This window comes from Azospirillum oryzae, from assembly GCF_008364795.1.
Classification (GTDB): Bacteria; Pseudomonadota; Alphaproteobacteria; order Azospirillales; family Azospirillaceae; genus Azospirillum; species Azospirillum oryzae.
This window is the reverse complement of sequence record NZ_VTTM01000018.1, coordinates 64,719-81,327: the sequence shown is the minus strand read 5'-3', so window position 1 is coordinate 81,327 and position 16,609 is coordinate 64,719. Positions and strand designations below refer to the sequence as shown.

The 16,609-nt window shown below is 68.1% G+C and carries 14 protein-coding genes; 9 read left to right on the top strand and 5 right to left on the bottom strand.

Annotation, left to right across the window (positions count from 1 at the left end):
* Nucleotides 1-57: 57 nt before the first annotated feature.
* The 7 genes from FZ938_RS31225 to FZ938_RS29160 all read left to right on the top strand — a co-directional run bounded on the left by FZ938_RS31225 (nt 58) and on the right by FZ938_RS29160 (nt 7,356).
* A complete protein-coding gene (locus tag FZ938_RS31225; protein ID WP_246799129.1) occupies nt 58-330 on the top strand; it encodes a hypothetical protein in 273 nt (90 codons plus the stop codon).
* A gap of 105 nt (nt 331-435) precedes the next feature.
* Nucleotides 436-1,212, top strand: coding sequence for an enoyl-CoA hydratase (locus FZ938_RS29185; RefSeq protein ID WP_149201673.1), 777 nt, complete (start codon nt 436-438; stop codon nt 1,210-1,212).
* A gap of 206 nt (nt 1,213-1,418) precedes the next feature.
* Entirely contained in the window at nt 1,419-1,679 is a 261-nt protein-coding gene (gene rpsT, locus FZ938_RS29180; protein ID WP_149201672.1) for a 30S ribosomal protein S20, read from the top strand.
* 601 nt (nt 1,680-2,280) lie between these two features.
* A complete protein-coding gene (gene dnaA / locus FZ938_RS29175) occupies nt 2,281-3,843 on the top strand; it encodes a chromosomal replication initiator protein DnaA (RefSeq protein WP_149201671.1) in 1,563 nt (520 codons plus the stop codon).
* Between the two features lie 116 nt (nt 3,844-3,959).
* A complete protein-coding gene (locus FZ938_RS29170) occupies nt 3,960-4,886 on the top strand; it encodes a GGDEF domain-containing protein (protein ID WP_149201670.1) in 927 nt (308 codons plus the stop codon).
* A gap of 183 nt (nt 4,887-5,069) precedes the next feature.
* Complete coding sequence (locus tag FZ938_RS29165; RefSeq protein WP_174757172.1) at nt 5,070-6,269, top strand: extracellular solute-binding protein; 1,200 nt, start codon at nt 5,070-5,072, stop codon at nt 6,267-6,269.
* A gap of 19 nt (nt 6,270-6,288) precedes the next feature.
* Nucleotides 6,289-7,356 (top strand): ABC transporter ATP-binding protein, encoded by a 1,068-nt coding sequence (locus tag FZ938_RS29160; protein WP_149201669.1) that lies wholly within the window; start codon nt 6,289-6,291, stop codon nt 7,354-7,356.
* A gap of 72 nt (nt 7,357-7,428) precedes the next feature.
* Here the strand turns inward: FZ938_RS29160 and FZ938_RS29155 are convergent, their stop codons facing one another.
* The 4 genes from FZ938_RS29155 to FZ938_RS29140 all read right to left on the bottom strand — a co-directional run bounded on the left by FZ938_RS29155 (nt 7,429) and on the right by FZ938_RS29140 (nt 12,629).
* A complete protein-coding gene (locus tag FZ938_RS29155; protein ID WP_149201668.1) occupies nt 7,429-8,502 on the bottom strand; it encodes a Tim44 domain-containing protein in 1,074 nt (357 codons plus the stop codon).
* A gap of 114 nt (nt 8,503-8,616) precedes the next feature.
* Nucleotides 8,617-9,012 carry an RNA-binding S4 domain-containing protein gene (locus FZ938_RS29150; RefSeq protein WP_149201667.1) on the bottom strand — a complete coding sequence of 132 codons (396 nt, stop codon included), beginning with the start codon at nt 9,010-9,012 and terminating at the stop codon, nt 8,617-8,619.
* Between the two features lie 50 nt (nt 9,013-9,062).
* The gene (locus tag FZ938_RS29145) at nt 9,063-11,600 is read right to left on the bottom strand and encodes a helicase-related protein (RefSeq protein ID WP_149201666.1); all 2,538 of its coding nucleotides are present in this window, start codon (nt 11,598-11,600) and stop codon (nt 9,063-9,065) included.
* Between the two features lie 426 nt (nt 11,601-12,026).
* Nucleotides 12,027-12,629 carry a Spy/CpxP family protein refolding chaperone gene (locus FZ938_RS29140; protein WP_149201665.1) on the bottom strand — a complete coding sequence of 201 codons (603 nt, stop codon included), beginning with the start codon at nt 12,627-12,629 and terminating at the stop codon, nt 12,027-12,029.
* Between the two features lie 241 nt (nt 12,630-12,870).
* On the opposite strand from FZ938_RS29140, the gene FZ938_RS29135 reads away from it, so the two are divergent.
* Both FZ938_RS29135 and FZ938_RS29130 read left to right on the top strand, forming a co-directional pair.
* Entirely contained in the window at nt 12,871-13,614 is a 744-nt protein-coding gene (locus tag FZ938_RS29135) for a response regulator (protein WP_149201664.1), read from the top strand.
* Entirely contained in the window at nt 13,611-15,083 is a 1,473-nt protein-coding gene (locus tag FZ938_RS29130) for an ATP-binding protein (RefSeq protein ID WP_149201663.1), read from the top strand. Before FZ938_RS29135 ends, FZ938_RS29130 begins: the two co-directional genes overlap by 4 nt.
* Nucleotides 15,084-15,180: 97 nt before the next feature.
* Here the strand turns inward: FZ938_RS29130 and ahcY are convergent, their stop codons facing one another.
* Nucleotides 15,181-16,479 carry an adenosylhomocysteinase gene (gene ahcY / locus FZ938_RS29125; protein WP_149201662.1) on the bottom strand — a complete coding sequence of 433 codons (1,299 nt, stop codon included), beginning with the start codon at nt 16,477-16,479 and terminating at the stop codon, nt 15,181-15,183.
* Nucleotides 16,480-16,609: the final 130 nt, after the last annotated feature.

Below are 16,609 nucleotides of genomic sequence, written 5' to 3'. Positions count from 1 at the left end.
CAACCGGCTGTTGCCGAGTCCGGGCCGTTCGTCCCCGGTTTCACCGACGTTCCGGTGATGCCCGGGCTGGCGACCGCCGAATCGGAACCGTTGGTCTTCGATAAGCCGGGCGGGCGGATCGTCCAGGCCGTGCTGTCGGGCGAGGTGCCGCGTCAGGCGGTTCTGGCCTTCTACGACCAGACGCTGCCGCAACTTGGCTGGCGCCGGACCGCCGACCGCGTCTTCGTCCGCGAGGGCGAGGAATTGCGGCTGGAGTTCCCCAAACCGGCCGGCCAAGGCGCCGGGCAGAAGGCCGCGACCGCCGTCCGCTTCACTTTGACGCCGCGCTGATCGCGGGGACACCCGCCATACTCGCGCCAGTTCAGGATCGAACATCTCAACAACCACGAGTCCCGGAGGCAACCGGGCTCGCCCCATCGGGAGAGTGCTGCAGCCATGTCCTATGAAACCATCCTCGTCGAGACCCGCGGCCCGGTCGGCCTGATCACGCTGAACCGTCCGAAGGCGCTGAACGCGCTGTGCGACCAGCTGGTGACCGAGCTGGGCAAGGCTCTCGACGAGTTCGAAGCCGATCAAGCCATCGGCGCCATCGTCGTCACCGGGTCGGAGCGCGCCTTCGCCGCCGGCGCCGACATCAAGGAGATGGCGGGCTTCTCTTATATGGATGTCTACAATTCCAACTTCATCACCGCGAAGTGGGAGCGGTTGGCCAAGTGCCGCAAGCCGACCATCGCCGCGGTCGCCGGCTTCGCGCTCGGCGGCGGCTGCGAGCTGGCGATGATGGCCGACTTCATCCTGGCGGCCGACACCGCCAAGTTCGGCCAGCCGGAGGTCACCATCGGCACCATCCCCGGCGCCGGCGGCACCCAGCGCCTGACCCGCTTCGTCGGCAAGTCGAAGGCGATGGAGATGGTCCTGACCGGCCGCATGATCGACGCCGCCGAGGCCGAGCGCTGCGGCCTCGTCTCCCGCATCGTCCCGGCCGCCGAGCTGGTCGAGGAGGCGGTGAAGGTCGCCACCAAGATCGCCTCGCTGTCGCAGCCGGTCATCGCCATGGCGAAGGAGGCGGTCAACGTCGCCTATGAATCGACCCTGGCCGAGGGCATCCGCTTCGAACGCCGCCTGTTCCATTCGACCTTCGCCACCGAAGACCAGAAGGAAGGCATGGCTGCCTTCGCCGAGAAGCGCCAGCCCGGCTGGAAGAATCGCTGAGTCCCGGACTCAGCGCCAACCCGGCGTTGACTCTGCCTGCTGAGCCGTCCCCTGCATCTTGCGGGGGACGGACCAGATCCCATCAAGATGTCGTTTAGCTACGATTAGTCAAAATCAACGGGCGACCACGCCTTGACTCGGGGTGCGCTGCCGCGTATAAGGCGCGCTCGCATCACGACAGCCGTGTCGTTCGGAGTAGGGTTTCCATGGCCAATCATAAGTCCGCTGAAAAGCGCATTCGTCAGACCGAGCGTCGCACGGAAGTCAACCGTGCCCGCATCAGCCGCATCCGTTCCTTCGTGAAGAAGGTCGAGGGCGCGATCCAGAGCGGCGACAAGTCCGCCGCCGCCGAGGCGTTCAAGTCCGCTCAGCCGGAACTGATGCGCGGCGTGTCCAAGGGTGTGCTGCACAAGAACACCGTGTCGCGCAAGCTGTCGCGTCTGTCGGCTGCGATCAAGTCTCTCTGATAGAGTCTTCATCCGCTGCTTTCAAAAAGCCGCGCCCGTGACTCGGGGCGCGGCTTTTTGCGTTTAAAGTAAATATGCGGATGCTCGACAATTGTCTTAGATTGTTCTTAGGGTCGCGTATGAGATTCGGGATCGGTCTTGTGGTCAAAGCGAACGTTTTTATCTTTTTGGGCCGTTCGCCATCTGTCCCATTGCCAGATTTCCGCGGCATGGTTAGACTTTTGATCCATTCGGCCGGACGAATAGGGGTGATGCAACACTCTGTGTCCGGTTGAACACAGCAGTGAAATACTGAAGGTCTTACGCCGGATCAGGGCTTGTTGAGTCCCGGTCGTTCGCACGATCTTCTTTTACTTACAAGCTGTCGTGCTTGGGGCGGGATTTACGATCCCGTCGACTCTTGCGCGTGCTTTTTGGGTATAGTGTTCCGTTCGGGGTTATCCTTGCGCGGAGTTCCGGGCTGGACCAGATGGGCGGCTATTCCGGTTGCAGAACCGGATACGGCGCCGGGTTTGGGGCCGGGTTTGGGGCCGGTTGCGGGGTGATCCCGCGCCGCCACGGCGGTGGGGCCGGCCGGCGGAAGGAGCGGGAGTAAGGGAGCATGTCGGTCGGCGTGTCGTTGGATCAGCAGTGGGCGCGCATTCGCGGACGCCTGAAGGAAGAGGTGGGCGAGATCGCCTACCGGAGCTGGCTTCAGCCGCTGTCCGTCGCCAGCCTGGTCGGCGGCGAGGTGTGCATCGTCGTGCCCACGCGCTTCATGCGCGACTGGGTGCTGACCCACTATGCCGACCGCATCCGCGCGCTCTGGTCCGGCGAGAATCCGGAAGTCCAGTCGATCGACGTCATCGTCGCCTCCACCAACCCGCCGGCGGCGCTGGTCGCCGACAACGACGACCGTGACGATGGCAGGGATGGGGGCCGTGATGACGGCCGCGACCTTGGCCGCGCCGCTCCGCCCCCGCGTGGCTTCGAATCGCGTGCCGCCGACTCCCGTGGTGCCGACTCCCGCCCGGCCCCCCGTCCGCTGCCGCCGTCCTCCGCCGAACCGGCGCCGTCGACCGTCTACACCTCCGCCTCCTACGGCGGGGCGTCGGACGAATCGCCGAACGCCGTCCCGGCGATCCTGGAGGACCGCTCCGACCTGTCCGCCGCGCTCGACCCGCGCTTCACCTTCGAGAATTTCGTCGTCGGCAAGCCGAACGAGCTGGCCCACGCCGCCGCCAGGCGCGTCGCCGACGCCACCACCGTGACCTTCAACCCGCTGTTCCTCTATGGCGGGGTGGGGCTGGGCAAGACCCACCTGATGCACGCGCTGGCCTGGCAGATCCGCAAGAACGATCCGAACCGCAAGGTGCTGTACCTGTCGGCCGAGAAGTTCATGTACCAGTTCATCCGGGCGTTGCGCTTCAAGGACACGATGGCCTTCAAGCAGCAGTTCCGCTCGGTCGACGTGCTGATGATCGACGACGTGCAGTTCATCAGCGGCAAGGACTCCACGCAGGAGGAGTTCTTCCATACCTTCAACGCGCTGGTCGACCAGAACCGGCAGGTCATCATCTCCGCCGACAAGAGCCCGTCCGACCTGGAAGGCATGGAGGAGCGGCTGCGCTCCCGCCTCGGCTGGGGGCTGGTCGCCGACATCCACCCGACCACCTACGAGCTGCGGCTGGGCATCCTCCAGGCCAAGGCCGACGCGCTGCAGGCCAGCATCCCGCTGAAGGTGCTGGAGTTCCTCGCCCACAAGATCACGTCGAACGTGCGCGAGCTGGAAGGGGCGCTGAACCGCATCGTCGCCCATGCCGAGCTGGTCGGCCGTTCCATCTCCCTGGAGACGACGCAGGAGGTTCTGCACGACCTGCTGCGCGCCAACGACCGCCGCGTCACCATCGACGAGATCCAGAAGCGGGTGGCGGAGCATTACAACATCCGCGTCGCCGACATGCATTCCGCCCGCCGCGCCCGCGCGGTGGCCCGCCCGCGCCAGATCGCCATGTATCTGGCCAAGCAGCTGACCGCCCGCTCCCTGCCGGAGATCGGCCGCAAGTTCGGCGGCCGCGACCATACCACGGTCATGCATGCGGTGAAGAAGGTGGACGAGCTGCGCGCCACCGATCCGTCCTTCGCCGAGGATGTCGAACTGCTGCGGCGCATGCTCGAAAGCTGAGGTTCGTTTGATCTGCCAAGCAACCGCGACGTGTCGCCACGCCGCTATCCCATCGCGACGGGAAGTTTGCTAAGGTCCGCGCGCACGGAATCTTTGCGGACGGCGTGGGTGTTGTGGTGGAAACGAATGTTCTTGTCGTCGATGATTCCCTGTTCTTTCGCGACCTGATCCGGACGGATCTGGAAAGCAACGGTTACCGTGTGTTGCTCGCGGAGGATGGGGCGCAGGCGCTGTCGCTCTACCGCAGTCACGACATCCACATCCTCATCACCGATCTGGAAATGCCGGTGATGACCGGGCTGGAGCTGTGCTGGCATGTCCGGGCGGAGGACGACCAGCACCGCACCTTCACCATCCTGATGACCGGCGACACCGAGACGGCCCGGCGGATCGAGGCCTTCGACTCCGGCGCCGACGAGTTCCTGGCCAAGCCCATCGACCTCTCGATGCTGCGCGCCCGTGTCCGCGCCGGGGAGCGCATCACCCGCATGCACCGGGTGATGGTGGAGATGCTGCACACCGATTACCTGACCGGCGTGCTGAACCGCCGCTATTTCATGGAGCGGCTGGAACAGGCCTACCGCGCCGCGAAGGAGACCGGCTCGCCGCTGGCGGTGGCGATGTTCGACATCGACCATTTCAAGACGATCAACGACACCCATGGCCACAGCAACGGCGACCTCGCGCTGAAACGCTTCGCCGACAACTGCGCCGCCCGGCTGCCCGACGACGGCTTCCTCGGCCGGCTGGGTGGGGAGGAATTCTGCCTGTGCCTGCCCGCCGCCGACCTGGACTCGGCGCTGGCGCGGGTGGAGGCGATCCGCCGTTCCACCGCGGAACTGATGGTGGAAACCGTCAGCGGGTCGAGCTTCGGCTTCACCGTCAGCATCGGCATGTGCCTGGACCAGGACACCGGCTCGGTCAACGACCTGATGGCCCAGGCCGACGAGGCGCTCTATTTCGCCAAGCGCAGCGGCCGCAACCGCACCGTCCTGCGCGGCGCCGAAGGCGTGACGGTGAAGGCCCGCTTCTATGTGATGTGACCGAATCATCCTTCTCCCGTCCCAGGAGAGGGCCAACTCCCCCTCATGTGACGGCTCTATGAAGTTTGGCGGAGCTTCATCTTCCCCCATGGACGGACCGCTTTTGTCTCAGGCACACTTTATGCCTTAAGCGGGGCCGCCACCCGTTCAAACGCCATTCAAGAGCCAGGGAGACCGGACGTCATGTCCCAGACCGATCCTATGGGAACCGATCACGCCCAGACCGAGTCCCAGCGCTCCAGCGCCGAGACCCAGCGCGCCGCCAAGAGCTTCACCCGCCGCCTGCTGCTGCAGAGCGCCGCGGCGGCGGCCGGTGTCGCCTCGGTCGGTCCCTTCGTCCTGCGCGAAGGCCGCGCCGCGTCGGGTTCGGTGAAGATCTTCTCCTGGGCCGGCTACATCAGCCCGGACATGCTGGCCGACTTCGAGAAGAAGACCGGCGTCAAGGCGACCCTGACCGAATACGGCACCAACGACGAGCTGCTGAACCAGCTGAAGGCCACCGGTGGCGCCGGCTTCGACATCATCCACCCCACCGTCGACCGCGTGCCGAACTATGTCGAGTACGAGCTGGTGCAGCCGATCGACGAATCGAAGGTGAAGTGGGACGGCTGCCTGAAGTCGTCGGTCGAGGGCTCCGCCGGGATGGGCGGCGTCGTCGGCGGCAAGCGCTATTTCGCCCCGGCCGACTGGGGGACGGAGGCGCTGGCCTATGACATGAAGAAGGCGCCGCTGACCTACGGTACCGCAAGCTACGGCGACCTGTGGGCGCCGGCCAATGCCGGCAAGGTGACGGTGCGCGGCCATTCGGCGCTGATCGGCATCGCGCTGTGGCTGGAAAGCCAGGGCAAGCTGCCGCACCCCGTCCGCGACCAGTTCAAGGACGAGGCGAAGGCGCGCGCCAACTTCGACGCCATCCTGAAGGTGGCCGCCGCCAACAAGAAGTCGGTCGCCCAGTTCTGGACCAACGAGAACGAGGCCCAGGGCGCCTTCCGCACCAACGGCTGCGTCATCGGCCAGACCTGGGACAGCAGCGCCGTGGCCCTGCGCAAGGAAGGGCTGCCGATCCGCTTCGTCGCGCCGAAGGAGGGGGCGCTGGCCTGGATGGAAGGCTTCGCCATCCCGAAGAAGGCGGAGAACCTGGAGAACGCCTATGCCTGGATCAACTGGTTCTACACGCCCCAGGCCGGCGCGCTTTATACCAACCATTCCGGCATCTCCAGCACCGCCGTCGGCGCGGAGGCCCACCTGACCGACCTGAACAAGCAGTTCTTCGCCGACGCCTATCCGGGCGACGCGCTGCAGAAGCTGTGGTGGTGGCCGATCCAGGATGCGTGGTACGTCTCCATCCGCAACGAGTATCAGGACCGCTTCCTGGCGGCGTGATCCGCGAACGGAAGGGGCCATGAGCCAAGACGTCCAACTCGACCACGTCACCATGCGGTTCGGCGACACCGTCGCCGTCCGCGACGTGTCGCTGACCATCGGGGCGGGGGAGTTCTTCAGCTTCCTGGGGCCCTCGGGCTGCGGCAAGACCACCATCCTGCGCATGATCTCCGGCTTCATGGAGCCGACCGACGGCGTCATCCGCATCGGCGGGCAGGACATGCGCGGAATCGGCCCGAACAAGCGGCCGACCGCGCTGATCTTCCAGAACCTGGCCCTGTTCCCGTTGATGACGGTGGCGGACAACATCGGCTTCGGGCTGGAGGTGCGCGGCGTGCCGTCGGCCGACCGCAAGCGTCGCGTGCGGGAACTGCTGGAACTGGTGGCGCTGCCCGATACGGCGGACAAGCGGGTGACCGACCTGTCCGGCGGCCAGCGCCAGCGCATCGCCATCGCCCGCGCGCTGGCGGTGGAACCGGCGGTGCTTCTGCTCGACGAGCCGCTCTCCGCGCTGGACCTCAAGCTGCGCCAGCACATGCGAGCGGAGCTGCGCGAGTTGCAGAAGCGCACCGGCGTCACCTTCATCTACATCACCCACGACCAGGGCGAGGCACTGACCATGTCCGACCGCATCGGCGTGATGTCGCGCGGGGTGCTGGAACAGGTGGGCGACGGCAAGACCATCTACGACCACCCGGAGACCGCCTTCGTCGCGTCCTTCGTCGGCGAATCGAACCGCTTTTCCGGTCCGGTCACCCAGGCGGCGGACGGCTGGGCGGTGCTCGACACCGCCTTCGGGCCGTTGCGCGGCCGCAACCCGCGCGGGCTGGCGGTGGGCGACCGTGCCACCCTCTATGTCCGGCCGGAGCGGCTGGCTCCGGACCGTTTGGGGGCGGGCGACGGCGACAATAGCCTGACCGCCCGCGTCAGCCACAGCGACTTCGAGGGCGCCTTCGTCAACGCCTTCCTCGACGAAGGCCTGACCGTGCAGATGCCGCATCTGGGCCAGGAGCCGGCCTTCGTCCCCGGCGAGACCGTGCGGCTGGGTTTCCGCGCCGCCGACGCGGTGGTGCTGCCGACGGCATAAACCGCCTTCGACGCAAACGAAAACGCCCCGGCCGATCGGCCGGGGCGTTTCGCATTGTCAAATCCGCAAGCGTCAGTGCGTCTGCTGGATCGCCGACAGCTGCCACTGGCCGCCGCGGGGGCGGACGAAGGTCCACAGCTCCGTCGCCTCGGTCGGCTGCGAGGCGTTGCCCTCGACCACCCGGCCGCTGGCGCGGTCCACCGTGACGTCGATCAGCGAGAAGCGCATGGCGACGGTGGCGTATTCCTGCGCCCCCTCGCGCCAGCCCTCTGCCAGATCGCCCTGCAGCAGGCGGACGTCGCTGACCTTGTTGACGACGCCGCGGTTGCGGTTCTCCGTCAGATCGTCACCGAAGTAGGCGAACATCTCCGGCGTCGTCGCTGCGCGCAGCGCGTCGGCATCCTCGCGCCCGTAGGCGGTCTGGACGGTGACGAGCAGCCGCTCGAACGCCTCGAAGTCGCTCGGCTGGATGCCGATCTCGTCGGCCGCCTGACGGCGCTGGGCCGGGCCGGCGTTGCCGCCACCCATGCCGCCGACCGGGCCGCCGCCAACCGGGTTGTAGCCGGCATCGGCCGCATCGCGATTGAGTGGACCACCGGCATAAGCCGGCCGGTTCCCACCCAGCGGACCGCCCGACGCCGCGGTGTTGGCCGTCTGCGAGCGGTTGCGGAAGAAGCGCATGGCGAGCCGGACCAGGAAGACGACCAGCAGGATCTGCAGGAGGAAGCCCAGGATGCCGGAGAAGCTGCCCAGTCCATCGAAGAAGCCGCCGCCGAACAGCATCGCGCCGATGCCGGCGCCGATCAGGCCGCCCATCAGGCCCGACATGAAGCCGCCGCCGAAGAAGCCGCGAGAGGGCGCCGCCGCCGGGGCGGTGGAACCCGGGCGCTGCATGCCCGGCGACGCCTGCGGAGCGGCCGAGCGCTCCATCGGCGATACCGCGTTGGGGGCGGTGGAGGTCGCGGCCGGCGCCTCGGTCGTGCGGCTGCCGCGGCTACCCGAGGAAGTGCTCTTGCCGGCGCGGGCATCGGCAGTGCCGGCGGCCAGCGCCATAACCAGGGCAACCGCCACCGCCGTGGCAGCGCGGGCGCCCCGCATTCCGGTGGAGGTGGCGGAAAGGCTCGAAGGTCGGGTCTTCTCGCTCATGATCGTGCTCGCTTGTCGCATCTGGTCTGTTGTCCAGCCTTGCCAGATGGGGGTGGTCCCGCCTCCGTTTAAGAGGCGGTCTCACTTTTTTCGAGCAACAATCAGCAGAGCCGCTTAATCGGTTTCACTTTGCAGAGCATCGATCGCCCGCCGGTCGCGCTTGGTCGGCCGCCCGGCGCCCGGCGCGCGGTAGGGATCCTGCAGCCGCTCCTCCGGCACCGGCGGGGCGAGGTCCTCGTACAGCGTCTGGGCTTCCGGCGCCGGCCCGCGCCGGCTGCCCAGTGCCACCACCTTGACGACGCGGATGTGCCGCCCCTGCGCGAAGGTCAGCACGTCGCCCGGCTTCACCGCCGCATGCGCCTTGGTCACCACCGCTCCCGACAGCCGTACGCCCCCGTCGTTGCACAGCTTGGCGGCGAGGCTGCGCGTCTTGAAGAAGCGCGCATACCAAAGCCACTTGTCGATCCGCAGCCGGCCGGGGGTGGAGTCTTCGGTGTCGGTGTTGCTCATGGGCGTTTCCGTCTGTCGATTCCGTTCAGGTGTTTCGCGGGCATCATGCCTCACATCCCCGACAACTGCCGAAGCTTCGCGAACGGATGGTCCTCGTTCGTCGGCCGCTCGCGCCGCTGCCTGTTTCCCTGCTGCTGCCTGGGTGGCCGCTTCCGCTTCCAGGTCACCGCCCCGTCCTCGGCGACGATCCGCACATAGCCGAGCCCGGTCAGCACCGTCCCCAGCTCCTCCGCCGACAGGCCGACGCGCTGGCCGAGCGCCACCTCGCGGATCGGCGCGTTCGCCTTGGACGCGGTCAGCAGTTCCGTTTCCAGCCGGTCGAGCATGTCGACGCGCAACGCCCGCCCGCCGGCCAGCGGATAACCGATGGCCTCCCAGAAGGCCGGCGGCGCGCCACCTTCCTTCACCGGCGGCGCCTCAACCGACACGCGGCCGGGCGGCGGGATCGGCACCGGCAGCGGATGGCCCTTCGCCACCGCCCACAGCAGCCCGCGCAAACTCACCGCGGCCGGCTTGGCCAGTGCGGTCAGATACAGGTGCGACACCCCCAGCCGGACGCCGAGTTTCGTCAGCGCCTTGCGGTCCTCGCGCTCCAGCCGTTCGACCATGTCGGCGACCGGTGCGCGCGGCAGCACGCCCAGCCCTTCGACCAGCTGGAAGACCAGCCCGCGCCCGGCCCCCGACAGCCCCTCCGCGCCGGACAGCGCGAACAGCGGCTTCAGCCGGGCGGCGATATGGTCCTTCAGCCAGCGGTCCAGCCGCGCCCGCACCCGCTCGCGCTGGGCCTGATCCAGCATGCCCTCGTCGAAGGGCACCACCAGCGGCGCCAGCACCGACGGGCCGGCGGCCAGCCGCGCCACCGGCAAATTGTCGGCGCTCAGCACCCCGTCCGGCCCCAGCGCAAAGACGTCGTCCGGCTCCGCTTCGAAGGCGCGCAGCCGCTTGGCGAGTTCGTCGCGCAGCGCCCGGCGGGCGGCGGTCAGCAGCGACTTCGCCTCGTCGGAACGGTCGGGCGCGTCGGGCACGAAGCGGAAGCCCTCCAGCTTGCCGACGACGTGCCCCTCCACTACCACCTCGCCGTCGGCGCGCACGCCGCCCAGCAGCGACCGCCCGTCCTTCAGCGTCCGCGACAGCGTGGCGGAGCGGCGGTCGATGAAGCGCTGGGTCAGCCGCTCGTGCAGGGCGTCGGACAGCCGGTCCTCGATGGCGCGGGTGCGTTCCTGCCAGTGCAGCGGGTCCTTCAGCCAGGTCGGCCGGTTGGAGATGTAGGTCCAGGTGCGGATATGGGCGATGCGGGCGACCAGCGCGTCGATGTCGCCCTCCGTCCGGTCGAGCCGGGCGATCTGCTTGGCCACCCAGTCGTCGTCCAGCCGGCGCAGCGGTCCTCGGAGGCTGCGGAAGACCTGGGCCAGCAGCTTGGTGTGGGCATCCGACAGCACCTTGCGGAAATCGGGGACCTGACAGACCTCCCACAGCAGCTTCACGGCGTCCCGGCCGCGGGCAAGGTCCATGATCTCCGGATCGCGCACCAGCGCCTGCAGCGCCAGATGGTCGTCGGCCTCGCGCACGCGGGACAGCTCCTGGATCGGCGCCCGTTCCTCCAGCGATTTCAGTAGGAAGCCCGGCGTGTCGAAGCGCAGGTCGCTGTTGCGCCAGGACAGCGCCTTGACCGTCTCGAACTCGTGGTTCTCGACGCGGTTGACCAGATCGGCGTCCAGCTCCCCCACCTCGTCGGTGGTGCCGAAGGTGCCGTCGCGCATGTGGCGCCCGGCGCGGCCGGCGATCTGCGCCACCTCGGCGGGGCGCAGGCGGCGCGGGGCGAAGCCGTCGAACTTGACGATGCGGGCGAAGGCGACATGGTCGACGTCCATGTTCAGCCCCATGCCGATGGCGTCGGTCGCCACCAGATAATCCACTTCTCCCGCCTGATACAGCCCGACCTGCGCGTTGCGCGTGCGCGGGCTGAGCGCGCCCAGCACCACCGCGGTGCCGCCGCGCTGGCGCCGGATCATCTCGGCGATGGCATAGACGTCGGTGGCGGAAAAGGCGACAACGGCGGAACGCGGCGGCAGGCGCGTCAGCTTCTTGTAGCCGGCATAGGTCAGCTGGGAGAAGCGCGGCCGGCTGATGAACTCCGCCTTCGGCACCAGCCGGCGGATCATCGGCTGCATCGAATCGGACCCCAGCACCATCGTCTCGACCATGCCGCGGGCGTTCAGCAGCCGGTCGGTGAAGATGTGGCCGCGCTCCGGATCAGCGCAGAGCTGGATTTCGTCCACCGCCAGGAAATCGACGGCGCGGTCCAGCGGCATCGATTCGACGGTGCAGACCCAATAGGACGGGTTGGGGGGCAGGATCTTCTCCTCCCCCGTCACCAGCGCGACGGCGTTCTTTCCCTTGATCGAGACGATGCGGTCGTAATTCTCCCGCGCCAGCAGGCGCAGGGGAAAGCCGATCATTCCGGACCGGTGACCGAGCATGCGCTCGATCGCCAGATAGGTCTTGCCGGTATTGGTCGGCCCCAGCACGGCGACCACACGGCCCCCCCGCCCGAGACCGCCGCCCGCCGAAGCGTGAGAGGACGTCATAGGGTTAAGCTTTGGGGTGCGAAAGCCCGCAATGCAAGCGGCGGCTTGGCGATGTATGGCGATTGCGCCGGGGTGACCGGTCGACCGGCACCGGAAGCAAATACCGGATGGCCGATGCCAGATGGCTGGTGTCAGCTCATCAATGCCGGTGTGCCGGTGCGCGGAGGGTCCTGAGCGACTGGAGCCCGCTCCGGGCAATGCCCAGGATCAACTGGTAATCCTGTCTCATGATCGACAGGCTGAAGAACAGCGGAGAGAGATCAAGCGCACTCATGGGGGCATCCCGTATTTCGAGACGAGCATGAAGGTGACTAGGGCCGCCGAATGGGGGTTCGGCGGCCCTTAGTCTCACGGCGGCAGCGTTGGGGGGCTTGGGGGTGCCGCCGGGAGCCTGTCTGTCTCTGTTACGTTGGCCGATCTGTTACGTCAGCCCTTGGGCTGCTCCTGCGGTGCCGGCGCCGGCCCCTTGCCCGGCCCCATGCCGTGGTGGCGCGGGCCGTCATGGTCCCAGCCGCCATGGTGGCCGCCCATCCGGCCGCCCATGCCGCCCGGACCCTGGTTCAGCATGCGGTCGGCCTGCTTTTGCTGGTCGGGCGTCAACTGGCCGTAGAGGTCGGTCAGCGCCGGGCGGACGGTCTGGATCTGCTGCAGGTGGGCCTGCATCATCTGCTCGGCCCGCTCAAGACGCTGCGGCAGGGCCGCCGGCGGCGGGGCGTCCTTGAACTTGACGCACAGATCCTGCGTCGGCTTCAGGCTGGAGCGGGCGGCGTCGGCGAACTTGGTCCAGGCGGCGCGCTGCTGCTCGGTGATGTTCAGCTTCTTTTCCGCATAGGCCAGCTTGCCGGCCAGACGGGCTTCCTGGTCCTCGCACATGCGGGCGAAGTGGCGGTCGGGTCCGCCGGCGCCGGGACCCATGCCGGCGCCCGGACCCATGCCGGGACCACCGGCCGGGCCACCTTGGGCGAAGACCGGAACGGCCACGCCGAGGCCGGCAACCAGCAGGGCGGACGTCAGAAGGGCGCGTTTCATGGTGTCGACTCCTCAGTGTTTGGTGCTCTCTAAACCCCGGATGGAGGGGGCTTATTCCGTTGGGACGGTGCCGGCTGCATCGCCGCCGCTGTCCCGATGACCAGACAATGGGCGCCGAACGTTGCGGTCGAATGTCCGCAAACCGGTCATTTGGTAACAGAGTGTAACCGCCCCGCCTCCCGTAACCGGGCGTTACACATTTCCCCTTCACGCCCGCGACGCCTCGCCCGATCATGGGGCCATGGACCGCACGCCCCACCTCCTCGTCGTCGACGACGACCGCGAAATCCGCTCCCTCGTCGCCCAGTTCCTGACCAAGCACGGCTACCGGGTCACCGGGGTCAGGGACGGGGCGGAGATGATGCGCACGCTCGACGGCGCCCGCGTCGACCTGATCGTCCTCGACCTGATGCTGCCGGGGGAGGACGGGCTGTCGCTCTGCCGCCGGCTGCGCGCCACGCCGCAGACGGCGCAGACCCCCGTCATCATGCTGACTGCGATGGGGGAGGAGACCGACCGCATCGTCGGGCTGGAGATGGGCGCCGACGACTATCTGGCGAAGCCCTTCAGTCCGCGCGAGCTGCTGGCCCGCATCAAGGCGGTGTTGCGCCGCGTCTCCGCCCCGCCGGTGGCGGGCGCCCCGGCGGCGGCCGGCACGGTGCTGCGCTTCGAAGGCTGGTCGCTCGACCTGACCAAGCGGGAATTGCGCTCGCCCGACGGCGTGCTGGTCCAGCTGTCGGCCGGCGAATACGACCTGCTGGTCGCCTTCGTCGAGCATCCGCAGCGGGTGCTGACCCGCGACCAGCTTCTTGATCTGGCGCGCGGCCGTTCGGCGGTGCCCTTCGACCGCTCCATCGACGTGCAGGTCAGCCGGCTGCGCCGCAAGATCGAACCCGATCCGGCAGAACCGACGCCGATCAAGACGGTGCGCGGCGGCGGCTATCTCTTCACTCCGACCGTCAGCAGCGGCGGATTGGCGCCATGACCGCCCGGCCGGAAGAGATGACGGCGAAATCCAGGCTGGCCCGCCGCCGCAGCCTTCGCCGCCTGCGCCTCGGCTTCCCCGACAGCCTTGCCGCGCGCATCGCCCTGACGGTGGTGCTGGCGCTGCTGCTGACCCAGGCGATCAGCGCGCTGGTCTATCTGACCGACCGCAGCGAAGGGCCGCCGATCCACGGCCCCAACGTGCTGATCCAGCGCATCACCGCCATCGTCCAACTGGTGGAAAGCACGCCGCCGCCGGGCCGCGAGCGGGTGGTGCGCGCCATCGACGACCCGGTCCTGCGCGTCGAATGGCGCTCCGACCGCCCGCCGCCGCTGGCGCCCGACGCCATTTCCAGCGGCCGGTTCGAGGGGCTGAAACGCCGGCTGAGCGACTCCCTCGACACCGCCGACCGCAACATCCTGGTAGAGGTCCAGCGCCCGCCTCGTGGCGATGTCCGGGGCGACGACCACCCGCACCCGCCCTTCCTGGGCGGTGACGAACCGCGGCGCTGGGGGCCGCATGTCCGGCTGTCGGTGCGGCTCGGCGACGGGTCGTGGCTCAGCTTCACCGGCGGCGATCCGCTGGCCGGTCCCTTCGGCATCGTCCGCTTCCTGTTGTGGATGGGGGCGGTCGTCGCGGTGATCCTGCTGGTGTCGCTGCTGGCCGCCCGCCGGGTGACGGCGCCGCTCGCCGGGTTCGCCGCCGCCGCCGAACGGCTCAGCGTCGACGGTCAGGCCGATCCGCTGACCGAGGAAGGCCCGCGGGAGCTGCGCGCCGCCACCCGCGCCTTCAACCGGATGCAGGCGCGGCTCGCCCGTTTCGTCGCCGACCGCACCCAGATGCTGGCGGCGATCAGCCACGACCTGCGCACGCCGATCACCCGCCTGCGCCTGCGCGCCGAGCTGGTCGACGATCCGGAGATGCAGCGGCGGATGCTGGCCGACCTGGACGAGATGGAGGCCATGATCTCCGCCACGCTGGCCTTCGCCCGCGACGACGCCCAGCGCGAGCCGCGCGGCCGCTTCGACCTCGCCGACCTGCTGCAGAGCCTGTGCGACGACCGCGTCGATGCCGGCCACCGCGCCCTCTACGACGGCCCTGCCCACGTGGTCGCCGAAGGCCGTCCGGTGGCGCTGCGCCGGGCGCTGGCCAACCTGATGGACAACGCCATCAAGTATGGCGGCGGCTTCACGGTTCGGCTGGAGACCGGCACCGACGGCACCAACGCCGCCAACGCTCCCAATGCCCTGATCCACATCGACGACGACGGCCCCGGCATCCCGGAGGCGGAGTTCGAGAAGGTCTTCGCCCCCTTCTACCGGCTGGAACGCTCCCGTTCCCGCGACACCGGCGGCGTCGGCCTGGGCCTGTCCACCGCCCGCAGCATCGTCCGCGGCCACGGCGGCGACGTGACCCTGGCGAACCGCGACGAGGGCGGCCTGCGCGCCACGGTGACGCTGCCGCTCTGACCGCCCTCTGCCGCCGTCGGCAGATGACAATTCAAGTGCCGCAAAGAAAAAGGGCCGCCCCGATGGGACGGCCCTTCTTTTTCAACCCATCAGCCGCTTAGTAGCGGTAGTGGTCCGGCTTGTACGGGCCGGCGGCGTTGACGCCGATGTATTCGGCCTGCTTGTCGCTCAGGACGGTCAGCTTAGCGCCGATCTTGTCCAGATGCAGGCGGGCCACCTTCTCGTCCAGGTGCTTGGGCAGGACGTAGACCTTGTTCTCGTAGTTGGCGGCGTTGGTCCACAGCTCGATCTGGGCCAGCACCTGGTTGGTGAAGCTGGCGCTCATCACGAAGCTGGGGTGGCCGGTGGCGCAGCCCAGGTTCACCAGACGGCCCTGGGCCAGGACGATCAGGCGCTTGCCGTCGGGGAAGACGACCTCGTCGACCTGCGGCTTGACCTCTTCCCACTTGTAGTTGCGGAGAGCCTCGATCTGGATCTCGCTGTCGAAGTGGCCGATGTTGCAGACGATGGCGCGGTCCTTCATGGCGCGCATGTGGTCGAGCGTGATGACGTCGACGTTGCCGGTCGCGGTGACGAAGATGTCGCCCTGCGGAGCGGCATCGTCCATCGTCACGACCTGATAGCCTTCCATCGCGGCCTGCAGCGCGTTGATCGGGTCGATCTCCGTCACCAGGACACGGGCGCCCTGCGAGCGCAAGCTGGCGGCCGAGCCCTTGCCCACGTCGCCATAGCCGGCGACCACGGCGACCTTGCCGGCGACCATGACGTCGGTGGCGCGCTTGATGCCGTCGACCAGTGACTCGCGGCAGCCGTAGAGGTTGTCGAACTTCGACTTGGTGACGCTGTCGTTCACGTTGATGGCCGGGACCTTCAGCGTGCCCTTCTTCATCATCTCATAGAGACGATGGACGCCGGTGGTGGTCTCTTCCGACAGGCCGCGGACGTCCTTCAGCATCTCCGGATACTTGTCGTGCATGATCTGGGTGACGTCGCCGCCATCGTCCAGGATCATGTTCGGAGTCCAGCCGTCCGGGCCGCGCAGGCTCTGCTCGATGCACCACCAGAACTCCTCCTCCGTCTCGCCCTTCCAGGCGAAGACCGGGATGCCGGCGGCGGCGATGGCGGCGGCGGCCTGGTCCTGGGTCGAGAAGATGTTGCAGGAGGACCAGCGCACGGTGGCGCCGAGCGCGGTCAGCGTCTCGATCAGCACGGCGGTCTGGATGGTCATGTGCAGGCAGCCGACGATGCGGGCACCGGCCAGCGGCTTGGAGTCGCCGAATTCCGACCGCAGGGCCATCAGGCCCGGCATCTCGGTCTCGGCGATGGTGATCTCCTTGCGGCCCCAGTTCGCGAGGCTGATGTCCTTGACCTTGTAGTCCGTGAATTCGGCGGCCATGAGGGATGACTCCTGGTGGGCAGTGGTGATTGGGGCCGGCCGGATCGAATTCCCGGCCTTGCCTCTGTCATTGGCCATCGGTGTATCAGCGGCATCGGAACCATGCAAGCATAAAGATATCTTTATGTTT